This window comes from Aidingimonas halophila (genome assembly GCF_900106955.1).
GTDB classification, from domain to species: domain Bacteria; phylum Pseudomonadota; class Gammaproteobacteria; order Pseudomonadales; family Halomonadaceae; genus Aidingimonas; species Aidingimonas halophila.
This window is the reverse complement of record NZ_FNNI01000001.1, coordinates 258,451-284,003: the sequence shown is the minus strand read 5'-3', so window position 1 is coordinate 284,003 and position 25,553 is coordinate 258,451. Positions and strand designations below refer to the sequence as shown.

At 58.5% G+C, this 25,553-nt stretch carries 23 protein-coding genes; 18 read left to right on the top strand and 5 right to left on the bottom strand.

Going from position 1 to position 25,553, the window contains the following annotated elements:
• Window position 1: 1 nt before the first annotated feature.
• The 6 genes from BLW01_RS01360 to leuA all read left to right on the top strand — a co-directional run bounded on the left by BLW01_RS01360 (window position 2) and on the right by leuA (window position 7,428).
• Window positions 2-496, top strand: coding sequence for a DUF1833 family protein (locus BLW01_RS01360; RefSeq protein WP_092567698.1), 495 nt, complete (start codon window positions 2-4; stop codon window positions 494-496).
• A 3-nt stretch (window positions 497-499) separates the two neighbouring features.
• On the top strand, window positions 500-910 hold the full coding sequence (locus BLW01_RS01355) for a hypothetical protein (RefSeq protein WP_092567697.1): 411 nt from the start codon (window positions 500-502) through the stop codon (window positions 908-910).
• Window positions 911-918: 8 nt separating this feature from the next.
• Window positions 919-3,873 carry a host specificity factor TipJ family phage tail protein gene (locus tag BLW01_RS01350; protein ID WP_092567696.1) on the top strand — a complete coding sequence of 985 codons (2,955 nt, stop codon included), beginning with the start codon at window positions 919-921 and terminating at the stop codon, window positions 3,871-3,873.
• A gap of 634 nt (window positions 3,874-4,507) precedes the next feature.
• On the top strand, window positions 4,508-5,329 hold the full coding sequence (locus BLW01_RS01345) for an ion transporter (protein WP_092567695.1): 822 nt from the start codon (window positions 4,508-4,510) through the stop codon (window positions 5,327-5,329).
• A 145-nt stretch (window positions 5,330-5,474) separates the two neighbouring features.
• Entirely contained in the window at window positions 5,475-5,693 is a 219-nt protein-coding gene (locus BLW01_RS01340) for a hypothetical protein (RefSeq protein ID WP_092567694.1), read from the top strand.
• Window positions 5,694-5,718: 25 nt separating this feature from the next.
• A complete protein-coding gene (gene leuA / locus BLW01_RS01335) occupies window positions 5,719-7,428 on the top strand; it encodes a 2-isopropylmalate synthase (protein ID WP_092567693.1) in 1,710 nt (569 codons plus the stop codon).
• 57 nt (window positions 7,429-7,485) lie between these two features.
• On the opposite strand, the gene epmB is transcribed toward leuA, so the two are convergent.
• Entirely contained in the window at window positions 7,486-8,520 is a 1,035-nt protein-coding gene (gene epmB, locus BLW01_RS01330) for an EF-P beta-lysylation protein EpmB (RefSeq protein ID WP_092567692.1), read from the bottom strand.
• An 87-nt stretch (window positions 8,521-8,607) separates the two neighbouring features.
• Between epmB and efp the strand changes: the two genes are divergently transcribed.
• Both efp and epmA read left to right on the top strand, forming a co-directional pair.
• The gene (gene efp / locus BLW01_RS01325; protein ID WP_092567691.1) at window positions 8,608-9,174 is read left to right on the top strand and encodes an elongation factor P; all 567 of its coding nucleotides are present in this window, start codon (window positions 8,608-8,610) and stop codon (window positions 9,172-9,174) included.
• 96 nt (window positions 9,175-9,270) lie between these two features.
• Entirely contained in the window at window positions 9,271-10,245 is a 975-nt protein-coding gene (gene epmA / locus BLW01_RS01320) for an EF-P lysine aminoacylase EpmA (RefSeq protein ID WP_092567690.1), read from the top strand.
• On the opposite strand, the gene asd is transcribed toward epmA, so the two are convergent.
• From asd to rsgA, 3 genes are all read right to left on the bottom strand, one after another.
• A complete protein-coding gene (asd, locus tag BLW01_RS01315) occupies window positions 10,246-11,145 on the bottom strand; it encodes an archaetidylserine decarboxylase (RefSeq protein WP_092567689.1) in 900 nt (299 codons plus the stop codon). It lies immediately after the preceding gene.
• Between the two features lie 66 nt (window positions 11,146-11,211).
• Window positions 11,212-12,042, bottom strand: a complete 831-nt coding sequence (locus BLW01_RS01310; protein WP_092567688.1) for a sulfurtransferase — start codon at window positions 12,040-12,042, stop codon at window positions 11,212-11,214.
• A gap of 114 nt (window positions 12,043-12,156) precedes the next feature.
• Window positions 12,157-13,179, bottom strand: a complete 1,023-nt coding sequence (rsgA, locus tag BLW01_RS01305) for a small ribosomal subunit biogenesis GTPase RsgA (protein ID WP_092567687.1) — start codon at window positions 13,177-13,179, stop codon at window positions 12,157-12,159.
• 83 nt (window positions 13,180-13,262) lie between these two features.
• Between rsgA and orn the strand changes: the two genes are divergently transcribed.
• Entirely contained in the window at window positions 13,263-13,844 is a 582-nt protein-coding gene (gene orn, locus BLW01_RS01300; protein ID WP_092567686.1) for an oligoribonuclease, read from the top strand.
• Window positions 13,845-13,858: 14 nt separating this feature from the next.
• Here the strand turns inward: orn and queG are convergent, their stop codons facing one another.
• Window positions 13,859-14,965, bottom strand: a complete 1,107-nt coding sequence (gene queG, locus BLW01_RS01295) for a tRNA epoxyqueuosine(34) reductase QueG (RefSeq protein WP_092567685.1) — start codon at window positions 14,963-14,965, stop codon at window positions 13,859-13,861.
• A 100-nt stretch (window positions 14,966-15,065) separates the two neighbouring features.
• Between queG and BLW01_RS01290 the strand changes: the two genes are divergently transcribed.
• The 9 genes from BLW01_RS01290 to hflC all read left to right on the top strand — a co-directional run bounded on the left by BLW01_RS01290 (window position 15,066) and on the right by hflC (window position 25,456).
• Window positions 15,066-16,580, top strand: coding sequence for an NAD(P)H-hydrate dehydratase (locus BLW01_RS01290; RefSeq protein WP_092567684.1), 1,515 nt, complete (start codon window positions 15,066-15,068; stop codon window positions 16,578-16,580).
• 19 nt (window positions 16,581-16,599) lie between these two features.
• A complete protein-coding gene (gene tsaE, locus BLW01_RS01285) occupies window positions 16,600-17,100 on the top strand; it encodes a tRNA (adenosine(37)-N6)-threonylcarbamoyltransferase complex ATPase subunit type 1 TsaE (RefSeq protein ID WP_092567683.1) in 501 nt (166 codons plus the stop codon).
• A gap of 112 nt (window positions 17,101-17,212) precedes the next feature.
• A complete protein-coding gene (locus BLW01_RS01280) occupies window positions 17,213-18,625 on the top strand; it encodes an N-acetylmuramoyl-L-alanine amidase (protein ID WP_229806342.1) in 1,413 nt (470 codons plus the stop codon).
• Between the two features lie 3 nt (window positions 18,626-18,628).
• Window positions 18,629-20,557 (top strand): DNA mismatch repair endonuclease MutL, encoded by a 1,929-nt coding sequence (mutL, locus tag BLW01_RS01275; protein ID WP_092567681.1) that lies wholly within the window; start codon window positions 18,629-18,631, stop codon window positions 20,555-20,557.
• Window positions 20,554-21,498, top strand: coding sequence for a tRNA (adenosine(37)-N6)-dimethylallyltransferase MiaA (miaA, locus tag BLW01_RS01270; RefSeq protein ID WP_092567680.1), 945 nt, complete (start codon window positions 20,554-20,556; stop codon window positions 21,496-21,498). Before mutL ends, miaA begins: the two co-directional genes overlap by 4 nt.
• A gap of 124 nt (window positions 21,499-21,622) precedes the next feature.
• Entirely contained in the window at window positions 21,623-21,871 is a 249-nt protein-coding gene (gene hfq, locus BLW01_RS01265; protein ID WP_092567679.1) for an RNA chaperone Hfq, read from the top strand.
• A gap of 14 nt (window positions 21,872-21,885) precedes the next feature.
• Window positions 21,886-23,202, top strand: coding sequence for a ribosome rescue GTPase HflX (hflX, locus tag BLW01_RS01260; protein WP_092567678.1), 1,317 nt, complete (start codon window positions 21,886-21,888; stop codon window positions 23,200-23,202).
• Window positions 23,203-23,339: 137 nt separating this feature from the next.
• Window positions 23,340-24,557 (top strand): FtsH protease activity modulator HflK, encoded by a 1,218-nt coding sequence (gene hflK / locus BLW01_RS01255; RefSeq protein ID WP_092567677.1) that lies wholly within the window; start codon window positions 23,340-23,342, stop codon window positions 24,555-24,557.
• Entirely contained in the window at window positions 24,557-25,456 is a 900-nt protein-coding gene (gene hflC, locus BLW01_RS01250; RefSeq protein WP_092567676.1) for a protease modulator HflC, read from the top strand. Before hflK ends, hflC begins: the two co-directional genes overlap by 1 nt.
• The last annotated feature ends 97 nt before the right edge of the window (window positions 25,457-25,553 follow it).

The following is a 25,553-nucleotide window of genomic DNA, read 5'->3' as shown; positions in this document are numbered from 1 at the left end:
AATGACCATCCTCTCAACCCTCTACGCCTCGGCCCCGGTCGATGAAGTGCTGATTCCGACCTTGGAAATCAGCCACCCGTCGTTTCCTGATGGCCCGATCCTGACCTGCACGGGGTTCGAAGACCATACGGTCACCCTGGAAACCGGCGAAGAGGTGACGTTTCAGGGGTCGGGGCTGGATATCTCGCTGCCGTCGCGTGACCCGTCGGGCCAGCAGAATCTCCAGTTCGCCATCGAGAATGTCACCGGCATTGCTCAGGACGCTATCGACCGCGCACTGGAGGCGGGTGGCCAGATCGATGTGATCTATCGCTCGTACATTGCCGACCAGCTTTCCGAGCCTGCCGAACCGCCGCTGAAAATGGTGCTCGTCGAACCGCAATTCGAGGGATCGACGGTGCAGGTGACGGCGAGTTTTCAAGACATCATCAACACTGCATGGCCGCGTGATCGGTACACCGCCACGTTCGCGCCGGGCCTGCGTTATATCGGCTGATTTATGCTCCAACCCTATCTGGATAGCGCCTACCTCGATGGCGGGCGCGGCGATGTCGTGTCAGGCCAACGGCAGTATGACTGCTACGGACTCACGCGAGCGATACGCCATGAGGTTTACGGGCTGCCATTGCTGCCGAGTTACGGCGGTATCAGCGCTGACGACAAGCGGGGTTTGACCGAGGCGTGTCGCCATGAGGCGGGGGCGTTTACACCGGGGAAAAAATGGTCGCCGGGTGCGATAGCGACCGTCTGGAAAAAGCACGGTGACGAGCCGTTATGCACGCACGTCGCCGTGTGTGTTGATCTGGATGGCCGCCGAGGCGTGCTGGAAACCAGCGCATCGACCGGCCCTCGTTGGCTCTCAGTGGCCGCATTCGAACGCCAGTACCTGACCATTATCTATTATGCATAGGAGCCCGCATGGGCCAGATACTCGTCTATCCCAGTAACCTGCCGGGCGAGCCGATGGAGCGCCATGAGTCTAGCGGCGTTACTGTTGAGCAGTGGCTGTACGCGCATGTCGAGGGATACGAACCGAGAGACGTTCCGCCGATCAGTATCGCTGTAGACGGGCACGTTGTGCCGCCGTGCGCGTGGTCAGCCACCCGCATTGATCGCGATAGTTGTGTCGAGATTCGCCCCCAGCCAAAAGGCGGCCCCGAGCTGCTGATCGCCGCCGTGGTCGCGGGCGTGGCGGCAGTGGCGGCAACGTTGCTGCTCAAGCCGTCGATGCCCAGCCAGCGTAACCAGTCATCGCAGCGCGGGCGCGAGTTGCTCGAGGTAACTGCCGAAGGCAACCAGCCCAAGTTGGGCGATGTAATTCCTGAGCAGGCTGGTCGGTACCGGCGTATGCCGGATTATCTGACGGCGCCCCGCCGCTATTTCGTCGATAAGCGAAACCAGGCGCTCGATATCCTGTTGTGCATCGGCAAGGGACAGTTCAGCCGTGACGGTATGGAGATCCGCATTGGCTCGACACCGATTGAATCGCTCGGCGAGGATGTCGATTATCAGGTGTTCGATCCCGGCGAGAATGTGAGCGGCCACCAGGCACACCGCAACTGGTTCAACGCGCCCGAGGTCGGCCCCAGCACAGGGTCAAGCGGGCTTCGCCTGAATCGCGGCAACGTCGTCACCCCAGCGCTCAATGCCGGTGCGGCCAACTTCAGCGGTCAGGCGATCACGCTGCCGAGCGGGTCAGGCACGATCCCGCAGAACTGGGAGACCGGTTTCCGCTTGATCGTCGATCTGTTCGCTGACGTGATCGTGATCGATGGCGGGCAAGACGAGAATGACAACTATCTGCGCGACATTCTCCAGGGCGATTTCAGTGGCCTGAGTGACGGTGACGCCATCACAATACGCGGCGACACCGCGATTGACGGCAACTATGTTATCAACGAGATCGTTTCCGGCGACCCCGATGGGATGACGCTCGACTCGACCGGTGGCGAGCCTCAGGCGTTTCTGGAGCCCGACGAGTACAGCGTAGCCGTGGATATCACCGGTGTGCGCTATATCATCGATGCCATCATTCAGTATTGGCAGGTGAGTTTTAGTGATGTCGCGCAGACGATAAGTGCCAATGAGGGCGGATTCGCCGGGCTCAACATCGAGATCGGCGATACCATCGAGGTATTCGGTACGCCGAATGCCGGGCAATATGGCGTGCTCAACATCACCGCGACAGAGATTGAGGTAGACGGTAGCCTCAGTGAATTGACAAACGTTACTGCCGGCATTGCCAATATCACGAAGGGCAACTACGGCAGCGATGAGTCGTACACCACGCGCCGGGGATTGATCGTCTCTCGCACGAATCCCGATGGTTCGATCGACACTGGCTGGAGTGGGTTTGCAGAGGGCTCGACCAGCGACTTTGAGATCTCTGTCGATACCGACGACCTCAACTCGGACTGGCTCGGCCCCTATCTCGCCTGCCCGGAAAACGAGACAACGAGCCGTATCGAGTGGGATATATTTGCACCGAGCGGTCTGGGACGCATAGCCGATGATGGTGCGATCCTCTCTCGCTCGCGCAATGTCGAGTTGCAATACCGCAACTACGGGGACACCGCTTGGACGTCGGTCACAGAGACGCTGATCGGGCAATCACGCGATCAGCTAGGATGGACGTTCTCCACGAATTTCGGTTCACAGATGACGCCCGAGGTCCGGCTACGGCGGACGAGCCAGGAAGATACGTCGACGCAATCGCTCGACAAGCTTGAGTGGTATGGCCTGCGCTCCCGGCTGCCTGACAAAACCTCATACGAGGGCGTGACGACACTGGCGATGACGGTCTACGGCTCCGACACGATTGCTTCACAGACCGAAAATCAGATCTCGGTCGTGTCGACACGGATGCTGCCGGTGCGAGACGGCGACGGATGGACGGAGCCACAAGCTACGCGCGATATCGCGCCTTGGTTTGCCTATATCGCCAAGAGTGTGGGTTATACCGATGACGAGCTCGATCTCGATGAGCTTGAACGGCTCGACGATACCTGGCAGGCACGCGGCGACTTTTTCGATTTCGTGACCAAGGACGACTCAACCGTCAAAGAAAGCATCAACCGCTGCCTACGTGCCGGAATGGCCGAGCTGACCATCGATGCCGGCCGATTGCGACCCGCACGTGACGAGCCGCGTGAGGAGATCGAGCACCCGTACTCGCAGCAAAATATGCTGTCACCGCCGACGCGCAAGGCTCAAGCGCCCCGCCCGGATGATGCGGATGGCGTGGATGTCGAGTTTGTGTCGTCGGATTCATGGACAGAGGAAACCGTCGAGTGTCGGCTGCCGGGCGACCAGGGCGTAAGAGCGGAGAAAGTGACGCTTGAGGGGGTGACGAGCCGAACAAGGGCATGGCGTATCGGGATGCGTCGCCGGCGCGAACTGAAATACCGGCGCTGGGAGTACGACTTTGCCACCGAGCTTGATGCGCTCAACAGCCGCTATCTCAGTTATGACGCGGTGATCGATGATGTGCCGGGATACGGGCAATCGAGCATCCTGCAGATGGTTGCCGATGAGGGTGAGCAGTATCTGCTGGTCGTGAGTGAGCCAATGGATTGGGGCAGTGATGCCGATCACGTCGTGGCATGGCGTCGTCCTGACGGCACTCTGGCGGGGCCATTTCCTGCAGAGCCAGGCGCGGACGATTATCAGATTCTAGCGGCCCATGACGGTGATCCAGTGCCTGAGATCGACCCGCAAAAGGAACCGCCTCACGTCTATTTCGGCACCATCGAGCGCTGGAGATTCCCGGTGTTGGTGCAGGCGATCAGTCCTCGCGGCTTCGAGCGAGTCAATGTGACTGCGATCAATTACGATGCCCGAGTTTATGACGATGACAACAATGTGCCGGATTGATCGAGATTTCCTACAGGCCCGTGTCCGACTCGTTGCTGCTTAAAGCGCCCCGGCATTAAGGGCCGAGGCGCTTTAAGGTCGGCCTCCGTTATGCATATTGGACTAGCTTCCAGGTCACAGCTTTATCATTGTGAGGAGGCATCCTATTGCCTTTTGCAATGGGGGCGGTCGTACTCGCAGCGTCCTGGCTTCTCCATACTCCACTTTCTGGGCAGTTCTCACCCGTGCGTGCTGTAGTGCCAATTGGGGCCTTAGCCATATTACCCTCCAGTCAGTTGTGGTAGTTGAGGGATAACCCTCAAGGTGAGATTAGTCATGCTTGTGTAGGCTTGCCAGCCCAGGCGAAGTTTTGAAGGAGGTAAGCTTCATGACAGGCCTGGCTACGTTTGAAATGCTGACCAGACCATACCGGGATCAAGCTAATTCACGGGAAAAGCACCCGTAGATGCTTGATTCGGATAGGGTAGTGATGACACCTGTAAGCGACATGGTAGTATCGCGGCTCCGGTATGCGGAAATTGTACGTAGGATTGTACGTAAGGTGGGTCGTGGCGCTTATCTCAAAGAAGGTTATAGCACAGGCTTGCTTGTTAAAATCCCTAAAATATCAAATAGATAGTTTGGTTTAGTCATCATGAGCGAGACCCTGGATATCTGGCAGTCGCGCTTCGAGCGGCTGCGTGCCAACAAGCTGTTCGAGGCGTTTGTCATCGCCATCATCATCCTTTCGGCGGTGTTGATCGGCGCCAAGACCTACGATGAAGCCAGCCGCTTCGAACAGGTGCTCTATTATTTCGACTGGGCAGTGACGCTGTTCTTCCTGGCCGAGATTCTGGTGCGCATGGCTGCCGAGCGCCGGTTGCGCGATTTCTTCCGCAGTGGCTGGAATGTCTTCGATTTCCTGATCGTGGTGGCCAGTCTGGTTCCGCTCAATGATAGCGAGATGGTACTGCTGGCGCGGTTGCTGCGTATATTCCGTGTTCTCCGGCTGGTATCGATGATCCCGGAACTACGGGTGTTGATGGCGGCATTGGTCAAGTCGATTCCTCGCATGGGCTACGTGGCGTTGTTGATGTTCATCATCTTCTATATCTACGCCGCCATCGGTAGCTTCCTGTTTGCCGACGTTGATGAGTTCCTATGGGGCAATATTGCCCTGGCACTGTTGACGCTGTTTCGAGTCGCTACGTTCGAAGACTGGACGGATGTGCTCTATGACACCATGGAGCTCTATCCCTGGAGTTGGATCTACTTCCTGACTTTCCTGTTCCTGACGGCTTTCATCTTTCTCAACATGATGGTCGGCATCGTGCTCGACGTCATGCAGAAGGAAGGGGCGCAAATCGAGTTCGAAAGCGGTGAGGGGGAAGCCGCCGAGCTTCAGGGGTTGCGCGAGGACGTCAGATCCTTGCGGGAACAGCTATCGCGGATGGAGGACAAGCTCGATCGCCGCTAACAAGATGCCCTGCCATTGGCGATGTATCGAGAGTATCAGCTTGACAAGCAAGCCATCGCCTGATTTGCTTATAACCATGACTATGACATTTCGACTCAGCCTAGACCTACGACTACGACTTACCGACCTGTAAAGGGTTCGGGCAATGCAATGTGCATTGCGTTATCGTGTCAAGGTAAGCTGGGGTATCGAAATGTCTGCAATCACCGTTTTCATCACTATCAACGATGCCATCGCGAGTGTAATGATGGGCACGTATCGCCCGAATCATCGCGATGCCAGTGGTTATCTTGACGCCCCGGCCAACATTCTGTTGCCGGGGCGTTGTCGTTTCGTCCCTGTGCCTAGTGTCTATCGAACCTAGTGCCGTTTTGCCTGGAGACCGCGCCATGATGCTCAACGATCCCGCAACCAAATACCGACCGTTTGTTGCCGTCGACCTGCCTGACCGCCAGTGGCCGAATCGGCGTATCGACACGCCTCCTCAGTGGTGCAGTGTGGATATGCGCGATGGCAACCAGGCGCTCATCGATCCCATGGACCTGGAGCGCAAGCGGCGATTCTTCAATCTGCTCGTCGACATAGGATTCAAGCAGATCGAGGTCGGCTTCCCCTCGGCGTCCCAGATCGATTTCGATTACGTGCGCGAGCTGATCGACAATGATCTTGTTCCGGATGGCGTGGCGATCCAGGTGTTGACTCAGGCGCGTCCGCATCTGATCGAACGGACCTTCGATGCACTGAAGGGGGCCAAGAAAGCCATTGTTCACGTCTACAATGCGACGGATCCGATGTTCCGCGAGGTGGTCTTCAAGGTCGATAAGTCCGAGTGCGTCAATATCGCCACCGAGGCGACGGCCCAGATCCGCGACCTGATGGCCCAGCGCCCGGAAACCGACTGGACTTTCCAGTATTCACCGGAATTGTTTACCTCGACCGAGCTGGACTTCGCCGTGGAGATCGTCGAGGCGGTCATGGATACCTACGAACCAACCGTCGAGAAACCGATGATCGTCAACCTGCCGGCGACGGTCGAGATCGCAACGCCCAACCACTATGCCGATCAGATCGAATGGTTCTGTCGTAACGTCAGAAACCGGGAGAGTCTGATCGTCAGTGTGCATCCCCACAATGATCGGGGTACGGGTATCGCGGCCGCCGAGTTGGCAGTGATGGCAGGAGCCGATCGGGTCGAGGGGACGTTGTTCGGCAATGGCGAGCGAACCGGTAATGTGGATATCGTCACCCTGGCCATGAATCTGTATACGCAAGGCGTTCATCCGGGGCTCGACTTTTCCAATATCACACCCATCATGCGCGAAGTGGAATACTGCAACCAGTTGCCGGTGCCCCCCCGTCACCCCTATGTCGGTGACCTGGTGTTCACTGCCTTTTCCGGTTCGCATCAGGATGCCATCAAGAAGGGGATGAACGAGCGTCGCAAGCATCCTGAGGCCATGTGGGATGTTCCGTATCTGCCGATCGACCCGATGGACGTGGGGCGTAGCTATGAGGCAGTGATACGGGTCAACAGTCAATCCGGCAAGGGTGGCGTCTCCTATCTTCTCGAACAGGAGCACGGCATCGAGCTTCCCCGCCGACTGTCCATCGAGTTCAGCCAGGTAGTTCAGGAAGTGGCGGAACGTACCGGGAAAGAGATTACGTCGGAGATGATATTCCAGGCGTTCGCAGACGAATACCTCGATGCCGATCAGCCCTATAAATTGATTTCCCATCGCCTCTCCTCCGACCCTGACAGCCCTCATGTACGAATGGAGGCGGATGTCGAAATCCATGGCGAGCGTCGGACGATCGTCGGAGAGGGGAATGGCCCGTTGGCAGCCTTCATCAAGGCGCTGGCGGCCAACGGTGTCGATGCCGAGATCATCGATTACCATGAACACTCCCGGGGTCAGGGGTCGGACGCCGAGGCCATTGCTTATGTCGAGGTGCGTCTCGATGGCAAGGCCGTATTCGGTGTCGGTATCGACGGCAGTATCACCAGCGCGTCCATGAAGGGAGTGGTCAGTGCTCTCAACCGCCATATGGCAGCAACCGATCAGGCCGCGCCGAATGTCACGGCGGAAACATTGGCCTGATGTGATGACGCCTCTTCAAGAAGGAAATGTCAGCGGGATGCGGCTTTCCTTCTTGTGCTATAAAGGGGTCTTGCTCGCCTCTCCCGGGATTTCCCGTACCAGGCGTGGCACCAGGAAACCAGGCAGGCGAGACCGCAAGGCGTCGACCAGGGATCTGGCTTCATCGTCCGGGACATCGAAGTGTGCAGCACCGCTGACCGGGTCGAGTACATGGAGGTAATAGGGCAGTATGTCCGCGTCGAACAGCCGTTCTGACAAGGCGTCCAGGGCGTCGACACTGTCATTGACACCACGGAGCAGTACGCTTTGATTGAGCAGGGTGGCGCCTAGTGCCTTGAGTCGCTGGCAGGCCTTGATGACGGCGTCATCGATTTCGTTGGCATGGTTGATGTGCAGCACCACGATCTTTGCAAGGCGGGTGCGCGATAGCCATTGGCTGAGGGCATCGTCGATGCGATCGGGAATGACCACCGGTAGCCGCGTATGGATGCGAAGCCGTTTCAGGTGGGGGATGGCATCGAGTTGCCCGACGAGCCAATCCAGTTGTCGGTCACTGCTCGCTAGCGGATCGCCTCCGGAGAGAATGACTTCACGCAAACTGGCGTCCTGTTGAATGTAAGCCAGGCTGTCTCGCCATTGCTCGCGTGACGGGGAGTTCTCCTGATAGGGGAAGTGCCGACGAAAGCAGTAACGGCAGTTGATGGCACAGGCGGGGCTGGCGATCAGCAGTACGCGTCCCCGGTATTTGTGGATGACGCCCTGACGTGGAGTTTGATCGGTCTCGGCGAGAGGGTCGGGGACATACCCCTCAGTCGCCACGTCTTCTTCTGCAAGGGGGACTATCTGGCGCAATAGCGGGTCATCGGGGTCACCGTGGTGAATGCGTGCGAGATAGGCCTCCGGCACGCGAACTTCGAACAATTCGTGACCGCGTTCGGCTCCCGGCAGCCATTGCGGGTTCAGGTCGAGTCGCCGGCATAGCTCCCTGGGATCGCGGATGGCCCGGGCGAGCTGAGTCTGCCATCGCGTTGAGGCGTCTTCATGGAGCGCGATGGTATTGGTCTGCACATTGGTCGGGCTTCGGGTTATCATGCATCACCAGTTACGAGGAGCGAGCAAGGCTCGCTGGACATTCAGTAGCGCGGGCGCGATGCCCGCTATCATCAGCAGCGAGGAGTCATGGCAAGCTATTCTACCAACGAATTCAAGGGCGGTCTTAAGGTCATGCTCGATGGTGATCCCTGTACCATCGTCGAGAATGAGTTCGTCAAGCCCGGCAAAGGGCAGGCGTTCAATCGGGTCAAGCTGAGAAACCTGATGACCGGCCGCGTCTGGGAGCGTACGTTCAAGTCCGGTGAATCCCTCGAAGCCGCTGATGTCCTGGAACTCGAGATGGAGTACCTCTATACCGACGGCGAGATGTGGTATTTCATGCTCAATGACGGCTCGTTCGAACAGTATCCTGCAGAAAAGCGGGCGCTGGGAGATACCGAGAAGTGGCTCAAGGAGCAGGTGATCTATACCGTCACGCTCTGGAACGATGCGGTGATCAATGTCACGCCGCCCAACTTCATCGAACTGGAAGTGACCGAAACCGATCCGGGAGTGAAAGGTGACACCGCGCAAGGTGGCTCCAAGCCGGCGACGCTCTCTTCCGGTGCCGTGGCTCGTGTCCCTCTGTTCATCAACGAGGGGGAAAAGCTGAAGATCGATACGCGTACCGGGGAATACGTCGGACGCGCGTAGTCGACCAAGGTCAGGGGCATCACGCGTCTGTAACACCTGACCATGGCATCTGGCCACACCCCACGGTGTGGCCTCGTCGTTTCCGAGGAGGCCGGTATGGCGGCGGATTGGCAACCTTCGGCATCCATCGAGGCCCTGCGAGAGCGGTCAAGGTTGCTCGCGCGCGTACGGTCGTTTTTTGCCGAACGTGGAGTGCTGGAGGTCGAAACCCCGGTATTGGGCCATGGCGGCAGCACCGATGTGCACCTGCAATCGCTGAGCTGCGAGGCGACCACGGATACCGGACGCGAGCGACTGTGGCTCCAGACGTCGCCGGAATTCCACATGAAACGACTTCTGGCGGCGGGCAGCGGCCCGATATTCCAGTTGGCCCGGACCTTTCGTGATGGCGAAGTCGGCCGGCGTCACAATGTCGAGTTCACCATGTTGGAGTGGTATCGACCCGGCATGGCGTTGGAGGCGTTGATGGGCGAGGTCGACTCCCTGATCAGGAGCGTACTATCGGCTGACCCCGGTCCTTGTCGCTATCATCGTTATCGCGATCTGTTTCGTGAACATCTCGGTATTGACCCTTTTACCCTGCCGCTGGTCGAGTTACGTGATCTTGCTGCCCGTGAAGGGGGGCTCGATATGTCCCAAGCGGAGCGTGATGACTGTCTGGATCTCCTGATGAGTCATATGATCGAACCCCGACTGGGGCAGCAGGGGGTGGATATCGTCCGTGACTATCCGGCCAGCCAGGCGGCACTGGCACGTCGGTATCACGATGACGAGGACGGCACCCCGGTCGCGGCACGCTTCGAGGTCTATCTGGCCGGCCTGGAATTGGCCAACGGGTATGATGAGCTGACAGATGCCCAGGAGCAGGCCGTTCGTTTCAGCGAGGACAATCACCGGCGTCGACAGCTCGGCAAACCCGAGGTATCGGTCGACCACCGGCTCCTGAGGGCGCTGGAAGCCGGCCTGCCGTCAGGCAGCGGCGTTGCACTCGGGTTCGACCGCCTGGTGCAACTGGCATTGGGGAAGACATGCGTGGCCGACGTGATGGCGTTTGCGACCCCGAGGTGCTAGTCAAGCCTGCTGCTCTCCCCGGGCGTTATCGGCTACGGATGCAGTGGCATCAGGCGTCTCTCCAGCCTCGGTGGGTCGGTCGAGTCTCTCACCCATGGCCACCGGGATATCGTGATCTCCCGCTCTGATATCGATCTCACGGCTGAAGCAGAGCACGACGGTTGAGCCGAGCTTGAAGCGCCCCATTTCCTCGCCCTTGGTCAGCGTGATGGGCGTGTCGAAGCGAATCGTCTGAACATCCCCCGAAAGGGGAGTGACCTGGCCCGCCCACACAGTTTCTATCGCTGCGACGATCATGGCGCCGACCAGCACCATGGCCATGGGGCCTTCCTCGGTATCGAAGATGCATACTACGCGTTCATTGCGTGCGAACAGGTTGGAGACATGATCGGCCGTGGCCCGGTTGACGGAAAAAATCCGTCCGGGGACATAGATCATCTCTTTCAATGTGCCCGTCACCGGCATATGGACGCGATGGTAATCCTTGGGGGATAAATAGATCGTGGCGAAGCTTCCTTGTCGGAAAGGTGCCGCGCGGCGCATGTCACCGCCCAACAGGCTGGTGATGGAATACGCCTGTCCTTTGGCCTGAATGAGAGTGCCGTGATGAGTCCGTCCGGCCTGCGATAGGGTGCCGTCGGCGGGCGAGACGATGCCGTCACCGATAGGGCGGGCCTCCGCTTTCAGGGCCCGGGTAAAGAAATCATTGAAGGTAGAATATGCTGTCGGGTCCGGCTCCTGGGCCTGACTCATGTCGACCTGGAAGCGTCGAATGAACGTCTTGATCAGCAGGTTCTTGAGCCAACTGATCCGGCTTCGGGCCAGCGTGCCCACCGCGCGTGAAATCAGGTGGTGGGGCAGCGGGTATTGGATGAGGGCGAAAAGTTTGTCGCGTGACAAGGGATATACTCTTCCTTCTGGCTTCGGGGGCGGCGATCCTGACGATATTAGCAATCCGTTATTATATCAGCGTTCGATCGGTGTATCGTCGCGGTTACCCCATTCCTGCCAGGAGCCCGGGTAGGCTCGCATACGCTCGATACCCAACGCTTTGCCGACCAGCCAGGTAAAACCGCTGCGGTGATGACTTTGGCAGTGAGTGACCACTTCCATATCCGGTGTAATACCCATGGCCTCGAGTTCAGTGATGAGTTCGACATAGTCGCGGATACGCAAGTGGCGGTCACGATCCATGGCATCTGTCCATTCCATGTTGACGGCACCGGGGATGTGGCCGAGGTGGCGGTTCTGGCCCTTTTCCCCGCCATACTCTTGCGGTGAACGTGCATCCCAGATGGCCAGTCCTTTCTCTCCCAGTCGTTCCTGAAGGGTCTCACGGTCGATGGCGGCGTCAGGGTTGAGAATGTCGGCCTGATAGTGACTGGGCGTCGGAGCGACATCGTCGGTGGACAGGGGAAGGCCTTCGGCTCGCCAGGCATGAATCCCGCCGTTCAGGTAGGAGTAGCGAGTATGACCGATCAAATCCAGGGTCCATAGCAGGCGTCCCGCCCAGCCGCCGCCTTCATCGTCGTAGGCAACGACATGGGTATCGCGGGTCAGTCCCAGGGAAGAGAACAATGCCGATAACGTGTCGGTATCGGGAACCTCGGTAGGGATCTCGCCACGGCCCCGCAGGAGCTGTCGGTGGTCGAGGAACACCGCGCCCGGGACATGGCCGGCCGCATAGCTCTCGGCGCGCAGGGGCACATCGACGATCAACAATTCTGGGGCGTCGAGATGTTGTGCCAGTTGCTCGGGTTCGACGATCAATGGCAGTAGGTTGGCTTCGGAACTCATGGGGCAATCCTCTCGTCGGCAGTGAAGCAGTCGGGCCCTGGAACGATGAAATCAATGATGACACAGGCGCATCAGGATGACACAAGGTAGCACGTGTTGTGATAGCGGCTCATCTCAAGTCATTATACCGAGGCTGTTCAGAATGCGCCGATAACTGTCGAAACGATCGGGATGGATGTCACCACGTTCCACGGCGGCTTGCAGAGCGCATCCGGGTTCGTTGCGATGCCGGCAATCACGAAATCGACATCGTCCCAGGAAAGGACGGAATTCGATGAATCCCTCGGTGACTTGTTGCTCATCGAGATGGGTGAGGCTGAAATCGCGGATCCCTGGCGAATCGATCAATTCACCGCCTTCGGGAAGAGTATAGAGCTGTGCCGTGGTCGTCGTGTGCGTCCCCTTGCGAGCATCGCCGGACAGGTCACCAATCCTTAGTGACACACCGGGAAGTAGCCGGTCGATGAGTGAGGACTTACCCACACCACTCTGGCCGACGAATACGGAGGTCTTGCCGGCCAATTGGTGATACAGGGCATCCAGTCCATCGGATTGAGCCGTCGATGCCTTGATCGTCGGATAACCCAGTGCATGGTAACCGTCCAGTAAGTGGGAGAGATCACTTCCTGACTTCTGGGTCGATAGTAGATCGCATTTGTTGAGTACCAGGATCGGGGGAATGCCCGTCGCTTCGGCGGCAACGAGATAACGGTCGATCAGATTGGGATAAGGTTCAGGTTCCACTGCAAATACGATCAGGATCTGGTCCAGATTGGCGGCGACCGGTTTGAGTTGGCCTCGGTTGTCGGGGCGTTGCAGTATATTGTCACGTGCCCCTCTGGCCACGACGACGCCAGTGCCGTCGTCCGCAGCGCGCCACACGACCCGGTCACCGGTCACCAGCCCTTCCAGGTTCGCGCGTCGATGGCAGCGGTAGACAACGCCATCCGCGGCGGCTCGGACATCGAGTGTATGGCCGAAGTGAGCGATCACCCGCCCTTCGCGTTCGACACCGACTTGGCCGGCGGTGGGTCGCGTCGCTTCCTCGTGATCGCGCCGGGCGGCCCGGGCCGCTCGTTCTGCCTGGATCTTTTCGATACGCCAGCGCTGCTGACGTGTGAGTTTGCGTTTGCTCATCCCTACCCAAAGCTTTGTACAATGACCATGCATTCTACCCACAGGCAGGCGCATTGTCCGCCCGCCATGCCAAGGAGAGCCTGATGTCTCAGCCGCAACCCCCTCGTGATGACCTGTTGGTCTGGATCGACCTGGAAATGACCGGGCTGGATCCGAACCGTGAGCGTATCATCGAAGTGGCCACACTGATCACCGATAATCACTTGAATATAGTGGCTGAAGGACCGGTGATTGCCGTGCATCAGCCGGATGAACTGCTCGAGGCGATGGATGCCTGGAATCGTAAGACCCACGGTGAGTCTGGGCTCATTGCACGCGTTCAGCAGAGCACCACGGATGCCGCCGAGGCTGAACGCCTGACGCTCGACTTCCTCAAGCGCCATGTCAAACCGGGTACGTCACCGGTATGCGGCAATAGCGTGCATCAGGACCGTCGCTTTCTCGAGCGTGAGATGCCGGAACTGCTGGCATTCTTTCATTACCGCAATCTTGATGTCTCCACCATCAAGGAACTGGCCAAACGCTGGAATCCGGGAGCCATGAGTGGCTTCCAGAAACAGAATGCACATCAGGCACTTGATGATATCCGCGAGTCGGTTGCTGAATTGGCGCATTACCGAGAAACGTTTCTGCGGCCAACACCATCCGGTGATGAGGAAGAGTAAGGCAGGCGAGTGATTCACGCTTTCGTGATGACGCGTTGTCGCTTTTCCTGCTGCTTGCCCAAGGCCCAGCGAACATGCTCCCGGACAAGATCGGAGGGATACGCGAGGCGGGCACGTAGGGCGGCTTCCACGCGGTCGCTCCAAGGCGCATTGCCCAGGCCTACGGCGAGGTTGCGTAGCCAGCGTTCGTAACCGATGCGACGAATGGGGCTGCCTTCGGTCTTGGTCAGGAACTCTTCGCGGCTCCAGGCAAAAAGACTCACCAGATCCATGCGGTCGAGGTCATGGCGAGGGGCAAAGTCGTCTTCGTCGCTGACCCGTGTGAAACGGGTGAATGGGCAGACGAGTTGGCAATCGTCGCAGCCATAGACTCGATTGCCGATCGCTTCACGGTACTGTTCGGGGATGCTGCCGTGTAACTCGATGGTGAGGTACGAGATACAACGGCGGGAGTCCACCACCTTGTCGTCGACGATGGCGCCGGTCGGACACGCTGTCTGGCAGGAGGTACAACTGCCGCAATGCTCCTCCTCGAAAGGGGGATCGGTAGGCAGTGGCAGATTCGTATAGAGCTCACCAAGGAAGAACAGCGACCCCGCTCGGGGATTGAGAAGCATCGAGTTCTTGCCGAACCAGCCCAAGCCGGCTTTCTGAGCGAGAGCTCGCTCCATGACCGGTGCCGAATCGACAAAGGCCCGATAACCGAACTGGCCGACTTCGGCTTCGATATGTTCTGCCAGTTGCTGTAAGCGTTTGCGGATGACCTTATGGTAATCACGACCAACCGCATAGCGCGAGACATACGCGCGGTTGGGCTGACCGAGGACTTTGGTCGTCTCGACTTCAGGGGGCAGATAGTCCATGCGCACGCTGATCACCCGCAGCGTCCCGGGAACGAGTTCGGCGGGACGCGTACGTTTGCGACCATGCTTTTCCATGAACTGCATTTCACCGTGACGACCGTTGGCGAGCCAGCGCTCGAGATAGTGCTCATGCGCTTCGAGGTCGGTATCGGTGATACCCACTTGCTGGAAGCCCAGTTCACGACCCCAGGTCTTGATAAGGTCGGCGAGCCGGGCAAGGTCGGACTCATTGAGTTCGCGTTCGGCGGCGGATGACATGATCGTGGAAATATCGTGGCGTCGTATGGAGCAGACTTTGGCTGGCGCGCTGCTCACCCTACACTAGTATATGTTCCTCATGCCATGCACGGAGAAACCTATGTCGTTCCCTGCGTCAGTACTGTATTTGGCCGAACAGGTGCGAGAACTGGATCGTCGGGTCATCGCTGGCGACATGAACGGCGATGGGTTCGCGCTGATGAAGCGGGCGGGCAGAGCGGCTTATCGTGCCCTGCGACGCCGTTGGCCGCAAATCAGGCGCATAACGGTGTTCTGTGGAGCCGGGAATAATGCCGGCGATGGCTATGTCGTCGCAGCGCTGGCGGCGGCGGATGGACTGGGAGTCCAGTTGTTGGCCTTGCGTGATCCCGAATCGTTGTCCGGAGACGCGGCCCGAGCCGTGACGATGGCCAGTGAGGCGGGCGTCAAGCCGGCCGCTTGGCATCCCGGCAGCGGGATGGAAGGGGAAGTGATCGTGGATGCTCTGCTGGGAACCGGTTTGCAAGGCGACGTCCGATCCCCTTATGAAGAGGCCATTGCCGATATCAATGGCAGTGCATTACCGGTGCTGGCCATCGATATCCCCTCCGGGCTTTCGGCGGATACCGGGGTCGTGCTGGGAACGGTGGTGCATGCCACGCTGACCGTGACATTCATTGCCGACAAGTTGGGGTTGCATACCGGTAATGCACCAGCCTATGTCGGAGAGCACCGCCTGGAAACCCTGGATGTCGATGCGTCATTGCATACCGACCTGGCACCGGTTGCCGGATTGTTGTCGTCGTCGTTGTTGCCGACATGGTTGCCGTCACGATCGCGTGATGGTCACAAGGGAAACTACGGCCACGTGCTGGTCGTGGGCGGTGCGCCCGGTTTCGGGGGTGCCGCACTGCTGGCCAGTCGCGCCGCGGCCCGAGCGGGGGCCGGAAAGGTGACCCTGGCGACGGCCCCGGAACATGTCACGGCCAGTCTCGTGTCATGTCCCGAAGTCATGGTGCATGGGGTACGCAGTGCCGGGGATCTGGAGCGGCTTCTCAACGGTGTGGATGTCGTCGCGGTGGGGCCGGGACTCGGCCAGAGCGCTTGGGGGCAGGGGGCTCTTCAGACGGTACGGAATGTCGATTGTCCGTTGGTCGTCGACGCCGATGGGCTCAATCTGCTAGCTGGTGCTTCTAGTGTGACGGTTCGCGAGGATTGGATTCTCACGCCGCATCCTGGTGAAGCCGCTCGCCTTCTGGGGTGGCGTGCCGATGAGGTACAGGCCGATCGTTTGAAGGCCGTCAGGTGTTTGCAGGAAACCTTTGGCGGCGTCGCCGTCCTCAAGGGTAGCGGAAGCTTGATTGCAGCGAAGCATGGCACTTGGGTTTGTCCTTATGGTAATCCCGGCATGGCCAGTGGCGGAATGGGAGATGTCCTGACCGGCATCGTGGCGGCGCTGGTTTCTCAGGGGCAGGAGCTCGAGCGTGCTGCCTGCCTCGGGGTGATGGTGCATGCGCTGGCAGCGGATAAGGCGGCCAGAGAAGAGGGCGAACGTGGCTTGCTGGCCAGTGATCTGGCATCCTATGCGCGGTCATGGCTCAACCGTTCGCTCTGTGAGTCCCGAGAGGCGTCTTGAAAAGAGGCAAGACAAGTAGATGGATGGCATAACGCTTCCCGATGAAACGGCACAGGTCGCCTTTGGCAAGGCCTTGGGGGTGGCCTTGCAGGGGCGGGGGCTTGTGTATCTCGAGGGCGAGTTGGGTGCCGGGAAAACGACCCTGGCTCGTGGCGTATTACTTGCCTATGGCCACCATGGCGCCGTGAAAAGCCCAACGTACACACTGGTGGAGCCCTATCGGTTGGGGCAGGTCACGCTATATCATTTCGACCTGTATCGGCTGGGGGACCCGGAAGAGTTGGAGTTCATGGGGGCACGTGATCTGCTGGGCGAAGAGAGTCTGAGCCTGGTCGAATGGCCTAGCCGCGGTGCGGGATGGCTTCCGCTGCCGGACCTCTGGATACGGTTAGAGGTCGCCTCATCAGGCCGTTGCTTGTCTGTGGCAGCGTATAGCGACCATGGCAGGCTGGCATTGCAGTCTCTCGAAGACCCCGGGGCGGCGTGGCTCGGTGCCGCCAGTGTGGATGATGGAACATGACAGAGCAGGTTATGGGATGGGCGCTTTGAACGTCGTCGTGGGTAAAAGAGAGGGGCAGCTCGTTACGTCGGAAAACGCATTCCGGTGGCTCGTCCGGATGACGGGGTGGCTAATGGCTATTGCGCTGCCATGGTCGACGCCTGCGGTCGCCGCTCAGATCGATAACGTTCGCCTGTGGGCCGCACCCGATCACTCGAGGCTCGTATTCGACCTCTCGGAAGCGGCTGAAGCCAATGTCTTCATGCTCGAGGACCCGGATCGCTTGGTGATCGACCTTGACGACAGCCGCCTGGAAACCGAGCTGGATTCTCTCGACCTCGATGGCAGCGCAATAAGCGGCGTTCGCTCCGGTGTTCGTAACGGCGATGACCTGCGTGTCGTGCTTGATCTCGATCGTGCCATCGAACCGCGAGATTTCACCCTGGCACCCAACGACAAGTATGGGCATCGACTGGTCGTGGATCTGGAATATCCCGGAGAAAGTGCCGTCGAGGATCCCATCGATCCCATCGAAGCCATGATTCGTGAGCAGGAAATTGCCGCCGATCGGGTACAGGCGAAGAGTCGGATGGAAGGTCTGGACGTCGACGAGTCGGCCGTCGATGCGTTGCAACAGGCCCAGCCGCATCCCAAACGCGATATCATTATCGCCATCGATGCCGGGCACGGTGGAGAGGACCCGGGGGCCATGGGGCCGGCGGGAACACGTGAGAAGGATGTCGTGCTCGACATCGCCACCCGGCTTCAGCGCCGAGTCAATGAGGCGGAAGGTTTCAAGGCCGTCATGATTCGTGACGGTGACTACTATGTGGGGCTCAGGGAACGTACTCGAATCGCACGCGAGCAGAAAGCCGACTTTTTCGTCTCGATTCATGCGGATGCCTTTCGCAGCTCTCAACCTCGAGGCAGTTCGGTATTTGCCCTTTCGCAGCGGGGCGCGACATCCGAAACAGCCAAGTGGTTGGCGGAAAGCGAGAATGAATCCGATCTGATCGGCGGTGTGGATGGCAATCTATCGCTTGATGACAAGGATGAAGTGCTGCGAGGCGTATTGCTGGATCTCACCATGACAGCGACACTGAATGACTCTTTGTCCATTGGTGATCAGGTGCTGGGACGGTTGGGACAAATCAATCGGTTGCACAAGTCCCAGGTGGAGCAGGCGGGTTTCATGGTGTTGAAGTCACCGGATATCCCCTCTCTGCTCGTGGAAACGGGCTTCATTTCCAATCCGGAGGAGGAGCGTCGATTGGTTGATTCGGCGTATCAAAAGAAAATGGCCAATGCGATTTTCTCCGGTATGCTGAGTCATTTCGAGAAGAATCCCCCGCCGACCAGCCTGTTGGCCTGGCAGCGTGATCAAGAACGGGGAGAGTCCAATGATGAGTACCGGATTCAACCCGGTGATACCCTGTCGGAAATCGCTTCGCGGCATCAGGTGCCGGTCGCCCGGCTGCGACAAGCCAACGAGATCAATGGCGATATCATTCGCGTCGGCCAGGTGCTGAGAATCCCCAGTTCATAACTTATGACCGTACATCGACACATACGTATCCTCGATCCCCGCCTGTCCAACCAGATCGCTGCCGGAGAGGTGGTGGAGCGTCCTGCTTCGGTGGTCAAGGAGTTGGTCGAGAATGCCATCGATGCCGGCAGTGAACGTGTCGAGATCGAGCTTGAAAACGGCGGTACCCGATTGATACGGGTTCGCGACGACGGTGGCGGTATCGCCGAGGAAGAACTGGGGCTGGCACTGTCCCGGCACGCCACCAGCAAGATCGCATCGCTGGACGATCTTGAGGGCGTCGGTAGCCTCGGGTTTCGTGGAGAAGCGCTGGCTTCGATCAGTTCAGTGTCTCGTCTGGAGCTGATATCGAACATTCATGACGACCCCCAGTGGGGATGGCGAGTCGTTGCTGAAGGGCGTGAGATGGAGCCGCGGTTGTCACCGGCGCCGCATCCACGCGGTACATCAGTGACGGTACGGGACCTCTTTTTCAATACCCCGGCTCGCCGCAAGTTCCTGCGAACCGAAAAAACCGAATTTGGCCATGTGGAAGAAGCGTTTCGTCGCCTGGCACTGTCTCGTTTCGATATTGGACTGACGCTACGCCATCAGCAAAAGACACTGCATCAATTGCGTCCGGGCGTGGATGCCAGCGCAAGAGAGCGCCGGGTGTCCGCCCTATTGGGCAGCAAGTTTCTGGATAATGCGCTGCACCTGGATATGGAAACCGGGGGGATGCGTCTCTGGGGATGGGTGGGGCTGCCGACCCATTCGCGGGCCCAGGCCGACCAGCAATATTTCTTCGTCAACCGCCGAGTCGTCCGTGACCGGCTGGTCGCTCATGCCATTCGACAAGCCTATCGTGATGTGCTGTTTCATGGCCGGCACCCGGTGTTCATTCTCTATCTCGAGCTCGACCCGTCGGTGGTCGATGTCAATGTGCACCCGACCAAGCATGAGGTGCGCTTCCGTGATGGTCGGATGGTGCATGACTTTCTCTTTTCCAGTTTGCATCGTGCCCTGGGTGAGGCTCGACCCGCTGGGGACTCGGTCGAGACACCAGCAACTGATGAAGCATCGACCACGGATGTTCAACCGGAAGCGCTTCAGCAACCGAAAACCCCGAGGTGGCAGCAACAGCCCATGGCGTTACATGCCAGGGACGACGCGACCAGACCGACACCGGCTCGAGTCCGCGAGTTCATGGCCGGTTACCAAGCGTTGCATCCCGATCATGAAGCGAGCCTTTTGACTCCTCAGCAGGACACGCCATCGGTGGTAAGGCGCGGAGACGCATCGGGGGATACAGCCGAGCCCCCGGTCAAGCCGGTGACCTCATTGCCGGACAGCGATGACGCGACACGGGCGCCCCCGTTAGGATACGCGATCGCCCAATTGCATGGGGTATACATTCTGTCGCAAAGCGAGCGTGGCCTGGTCCTGGTAGATATGCATGCGGCCCATGAACGAATCACCTACGAGCGCATGAAGACTCAGGTCCATGAAGGACGCCTGGATGCGCAGAATCTGCTGATGCCGGTCTCCATGGCGGTGAGTGCGAGAGAGGTCGAAACCGCCGAACGAGAGCGCGAGGCCTTTGCCCGCCTGGGGGTCGAACTGGATATTGCCGGACCTGAAACGCTACTGGTGCGTCAGTTGCCGGCACTGCTGGCCGATGCCGATGTCGAGCCACTGATTCGCGATATGCTCAATGACCTGGAGCATTATGGGCAGTCCAATCGTCTCGAAGCACACATTAACGATTTGTTATCGACCATGGCGTGTCACGGCAGTGTCAGAGCCAATCGTCAACTGACGATACCGGAGATGAATGCGTTGCTGCGTGACATGGAGCGTACGGAACGCAGTGGTCAATGCAATCACGGGCGTCCTACGTGGTGTGAGATGTCCATGAATCAACTCGATAGACTGTTCCTGCGTGGCCAATGAGCAATACAGATTCCCGCCCATTGGCGATTTTCTTGATGGGCGCCACGGCATCCGGCAAGACCGATATGGCGATCAAGCTGCATGAGCAGCTGGATTGCGACTTGATCAGCGTGGACTCGGCCATGGTCTACCGCGAGATGGATATCGGTACCGCCAAGCCCGACGACGACGAGAGGGCCCGGGCCCCGCATCGATTGATCGATATCCGAGACCCTGCCGAACCCTATTCGGTGGCCGAATTTCGCGATGATGCTCTTCGAGAGATGCGACAAATTACCGCAGCAGGCAGGGTACCGTTGCTGGTGGGTGGAAGCATGCTTTACTACAAGCATCTGGTGGATGGCGTGGCCAACCTTCCGTCGGCGAACCCTTCGGTCAGAGCCGAGTTGGAGGCCTGGCGACAAAGCGAGGGATTAGCAGCCATGCATGCTGAGCTGGCGCGTGTCGATCCGGAAGCGGCGACCCGTATCAGTGACAACGACCCTCAGCGCCTGATGCGAGCGCTTGAAGTGTATCGAGTCACGGGGAAACCGATGAGCGAGTTATGGCGTGAGCAGCGTCCTGACACCTTCCCCTGGCGTACCCTGTCGATAGGACTGGCACCGGCCGATCGGCAGGTTCTGCATGAACGCATTGCGACACGTTTTGCCCATATGCTGAATGAGGGATTTCTCGATGAAGTTGCCGCCTTGCGTGAACGGGGCGATCTGCATTTGAAACTGCCATCCATGAAAAGTGTCGGATATCGTCAGGCATGGGAGTATCTCGATGGTTATGGGGATCGAGACACCCTATACCAGCGAGGTGTGATCGCGACTCGTCAGCTGGCCAAGCGCCAAATCACCTGGATGCGAGGGTGGCGAGGGTTGTACTGGGTGGATGCGCAACGAAAAGAAGCCTTTTCCGAAGTATTGAAGATCGTGCGCAAAAGCACCACTTAGCGTAATATGGCAGGTTCGATGAGACGGCCATGGCCTATCGACGTTTTCTTGCGCCGACCCGCCAAGGCGATCGGCGAACGAGAAGAATGACATTAATCAAAGAGACAGTATTAGGGAGAGCAAAATGTCCAAAGGGCAGTCCCTTCAAGATCCATACCTGAACATTCTGCGCAAGGAGCGCATTCCGGTATCGATTTTCCTGGTCAATGGCATCAAGTTGCAGGGACAGATCGAGTCTTTCGATCAGTTCGTCATTCTGCTGCGCAACACCGTTAGTCAGATGGTTTACAAGCATGCTATCTCTACGGTGGTTCCATCGCGTAGCGTAAGATTGCCGGCTCAGGATCCCGCAATAGCCGAGGATGATAGTTGATCGCGAGGTAGTGATTGTTTTTTGAACGACCCGATGCCGGCGAAACGGCGATACTCGTCCATATCGATTTTCAGGATGAGCAGGCGCGTGAAGATCCGGGAGAGTTTCTCGAACTGGTGCGTTCCGCCGGGGCTGAACCGGTATCGATGATGCAGGGGAGTCGGCGACGTCCCGACCCCCGCACTTTCATTGGTAGCGGCAAGCTCGAGGAGTTGCGCGAGCGTCTCGCTGAGCATCGTGCCGAGCTGGTGATCTTCAACCACGCACTTAGCCCGTCCCAGGAACGTAACCTGGAGCATGCGTTGAGATGCCGGGTGCTGGATCGGACCGGCTTGATTCTCGATATCTTTGCTCAGCGGGCCCGTACCCACGAGGGGAAACTGCAGGTCGAGTTGGCACAACTTGAGTATATGTCCACTCGCCTGGTACGTGGCTGGACACACCTGGAGCGCCAGAAGGGTGGTATCGGTCTGCGTGGTCCCGGCGAGACGCAGCTCGAGACCGACCGGCGACTGCTTCGGGGACGTATCAAGGCAATCCATAAACGGCTCGACAAGGTCAGAAGCCAGCGCGGCCAGAACCGCCGTGCTCGCGCACGTGCGGAGATTCCGAGTGTCTCGCTGGTCGGCTATACCAATGCCGGCAAGTCGACGCTGTTCAATACCATGACCCAGTCATCGGTGTATGCCGCGGATCAACTGTTCGCCACGCTTGACCCGACCTTGCGTCGCTTGGAGATTGCTGATGTCGGGCCGGTCGTTCTGGCCGATACGGTAGGATTCATCCGGCATTTGCCGCATAAATTGGTCGAGGCGTTTCAGGCGACATTGCAGGAAGCGGCCGAGGCATCGCTGCTGGTGCATGTCATTGATGCGGCTGATCCGGATCGTGACGTCAATGTCGAGCAAGTGAGTAGCGTATTACAGGAAATCGGCGCAGACGAAGTCCCGACGCTGCTGGTCATGAACAAGATTGATCTGTTCGATGCGGCACCGCGAATCGAGCGAGACAGTGATGGCGTCCCCGAGATCGTCTGGCTGTCGGCACAGCAGGGACGGGGGCTCGATTTGCTGAATCAGGCGCTTTCCGAGCGTCTCGCGGGGGATGTGCTCGATACCCGCTTGACATTGTCACCGACCAAGGCACGGTTACGTGCCGGGTTGCATGAACTCGGTGCCGTGAATGAAGAACAATTTGATAATCAGGGGCGAAGTCTACTGGACATACGCCTGCCTAAACGTGATTTCATGCAACTGCTGTCACGTTTGGATGAGAATGCCGACGAGTATTTGTCATCGGATCAGCGTGATAAACCGGTTTGGGACCCTTGAGGTTGCAGACAGCAATCGGGGAAACGCCATTCGACATTCGCCAAAGTGCAACCGAAGGCGCGGTATGCGATGTTGCGGTATGCCGCTGCGACTGATGTCTACAGCTCGAGTAACGCAACACATAGTGGAGAGGACGTATGGCTTGGAATGAGCCTGGCGGTGGTAAGCAAAACGACCCCTGGAGCGGCGGTGGCCGTGGCGGGGGTGGTGACAAAGGCGGTGGCAAGAATCAAGGACCGCCAGACCTCGACGAGGCGCTGAAGAAGTTTCAGGACAAGATCAACAGAATGCTCGGTGGTCGCGGCAAGCGTGGCGGTGGCGGAAAAGGCAGCGGTGGCGGTGGCCGCCGGAACAGCTTTACATTGCCTGGGCTGCTGCTGGTTGTCGCGGCGGCGATCTGGGCCGCCAGCGGGTTCTATCTGGTCGATCAGTCGGAGCGGGGGGTAGTACTGCGTTTCGGTAAGTACCTGGAGACGGTGACACCGGGCCTGCACTGGAACCCGCCACTGATTGATGACGTTCGCATGGTGAACGTGACGCGCGTACGTTCTCTGACGCAGACGCAGTCGATGCTGACGCGAGATGAAAACATCGTCGAAGTCGAGATATCGGCGCAGTATCAAGTGGCGAATCCGCGGGATTACGTGCTCAACGTCCGTGATCCGGAACTGAGTATCGATAATTCTCTGGATTCTGCGCTGCGACATGTGGTTGGCGGTACAGAGATGATCGATATATTGACCTCGGGACGTGAAATTCTTGGCAGTTCCGTGGCCAGTCGTCTGCAGTCGTATCAGGAAGCCTACGGCACGGGTATTCGGTTGCAAACGATCAACATTGAATCGACATCCGCGCCCGAGCCTGTCATTGACGCGTTTGATGATGTGATCCGTGCACGTGAGGATCGTCAGCGTACGATCAACGAGGCCATGGCCTATGCCAATGCGATCATTCCGGAAGCGCAAGGCCGGGCTCAGCGGCTGATCGAACGTGGCCAAGGCTATCGTGAATCCGTCGTCGCCGAAGCGCAGGGTGCGGCGAATCGCTTCAACTCGTTACTGGTTGAATATCAACAGTCGCCCGAGTTGATGCGCGAACGTCTCTACCTGGATGCCGTCAGCGAGGTAATGGGCAGAACCGAGAAGGTATTGCTCGATGTCGATGAAAGCAGCCCAGTCATGTACTTGCCTTTGGATCAGTTGCGCAGCGGTAGCGGATCGGGTAGCCGATCAAGCGAGGATGACAGTCTTAGTGACAATGAGGTCGATGCGGAATTGCTGGAGCGTATACGAAGCCAGCAACAAAATAGCAGCAGTAGTGGCACAAGCAGCGGTCTCCGCAGGGAGGGTCGGTAATGATCAATAATCGTTCCTTGCTGATCGTCGCCGGGCTGGGTGCCCTTGCCTGGTTGGGCAGCAATTCGCTGTACATCGTCGACGAGACCGAGCGCGCACTGAAACTGCGCTTTGGGGCAATCGTGGAAGAAGACATCCAGCCGGGGCTGCATTTCAAGATCCCGATAACCCAGACTGTGCGCAAGTTCGACTCCCGCGTGCTGACCTTGGATACGGATCCGAGCCGCTATCTGACACTGGAGCAGAAAGCCGTCATCGTCGATTCCTACGTGAAATGGCAGATCGTCGATCCGACGCGCTATTACGAAGCCACGTCGGGGGATGAAATGGCAGCTCTGGGGTTGATCCAGCCACGTGTCGACGAAAGCCTGCGTAATGAGTTCGGGCGGCTGGACCTGCAGGAAATCATCTCTGAAAAGCGGGATGATCTCATGACCAGTTCGGCCGAAGAGCTGGATGAACTCATGCGTAACGAACTGGGTGTGGCGATTCGCGATATCCGGGTCAAGCAGATAGATCTACCCGATGACGTCTCTTCGGCAGTGTATGAACGGATGCGCTCCGAACGTCAACGTGAGGCACGTGAATGGCGGGCCCAGGGGTCAGAAGAGGCCGAACGCATTCGCGCCAATGCCGACCGGCGTCGCGAAGTGCTGCTTGCACAGGCTGAAGAGCGAGCCGAGACATTGCGTGGTGAAGGGGATGCAGAAGCGGCCGGGATCTACGCCGGAGCCTATCAGCAGGATCCTGAGTTCTTCAGTTTCTACCGTAGCCTGAATGCGTATCTCGATAGCTTCGATGGCGAGGGAGACATGATGGTTCTTGAACCGGACAGTGACTTCTTCCGCTATCTGAACCAGTTCGAGTCGCTCGAGGAAACCGGAAATGGCGGGGAGTAACTCCCCCGACCCGGCGTCAGGTGGCGCCGGGTTACCCATTTCGGGTTCATCACTGCGCTAAACATGGTAGACTCCATTAACCGGGCATGGCCCGGTT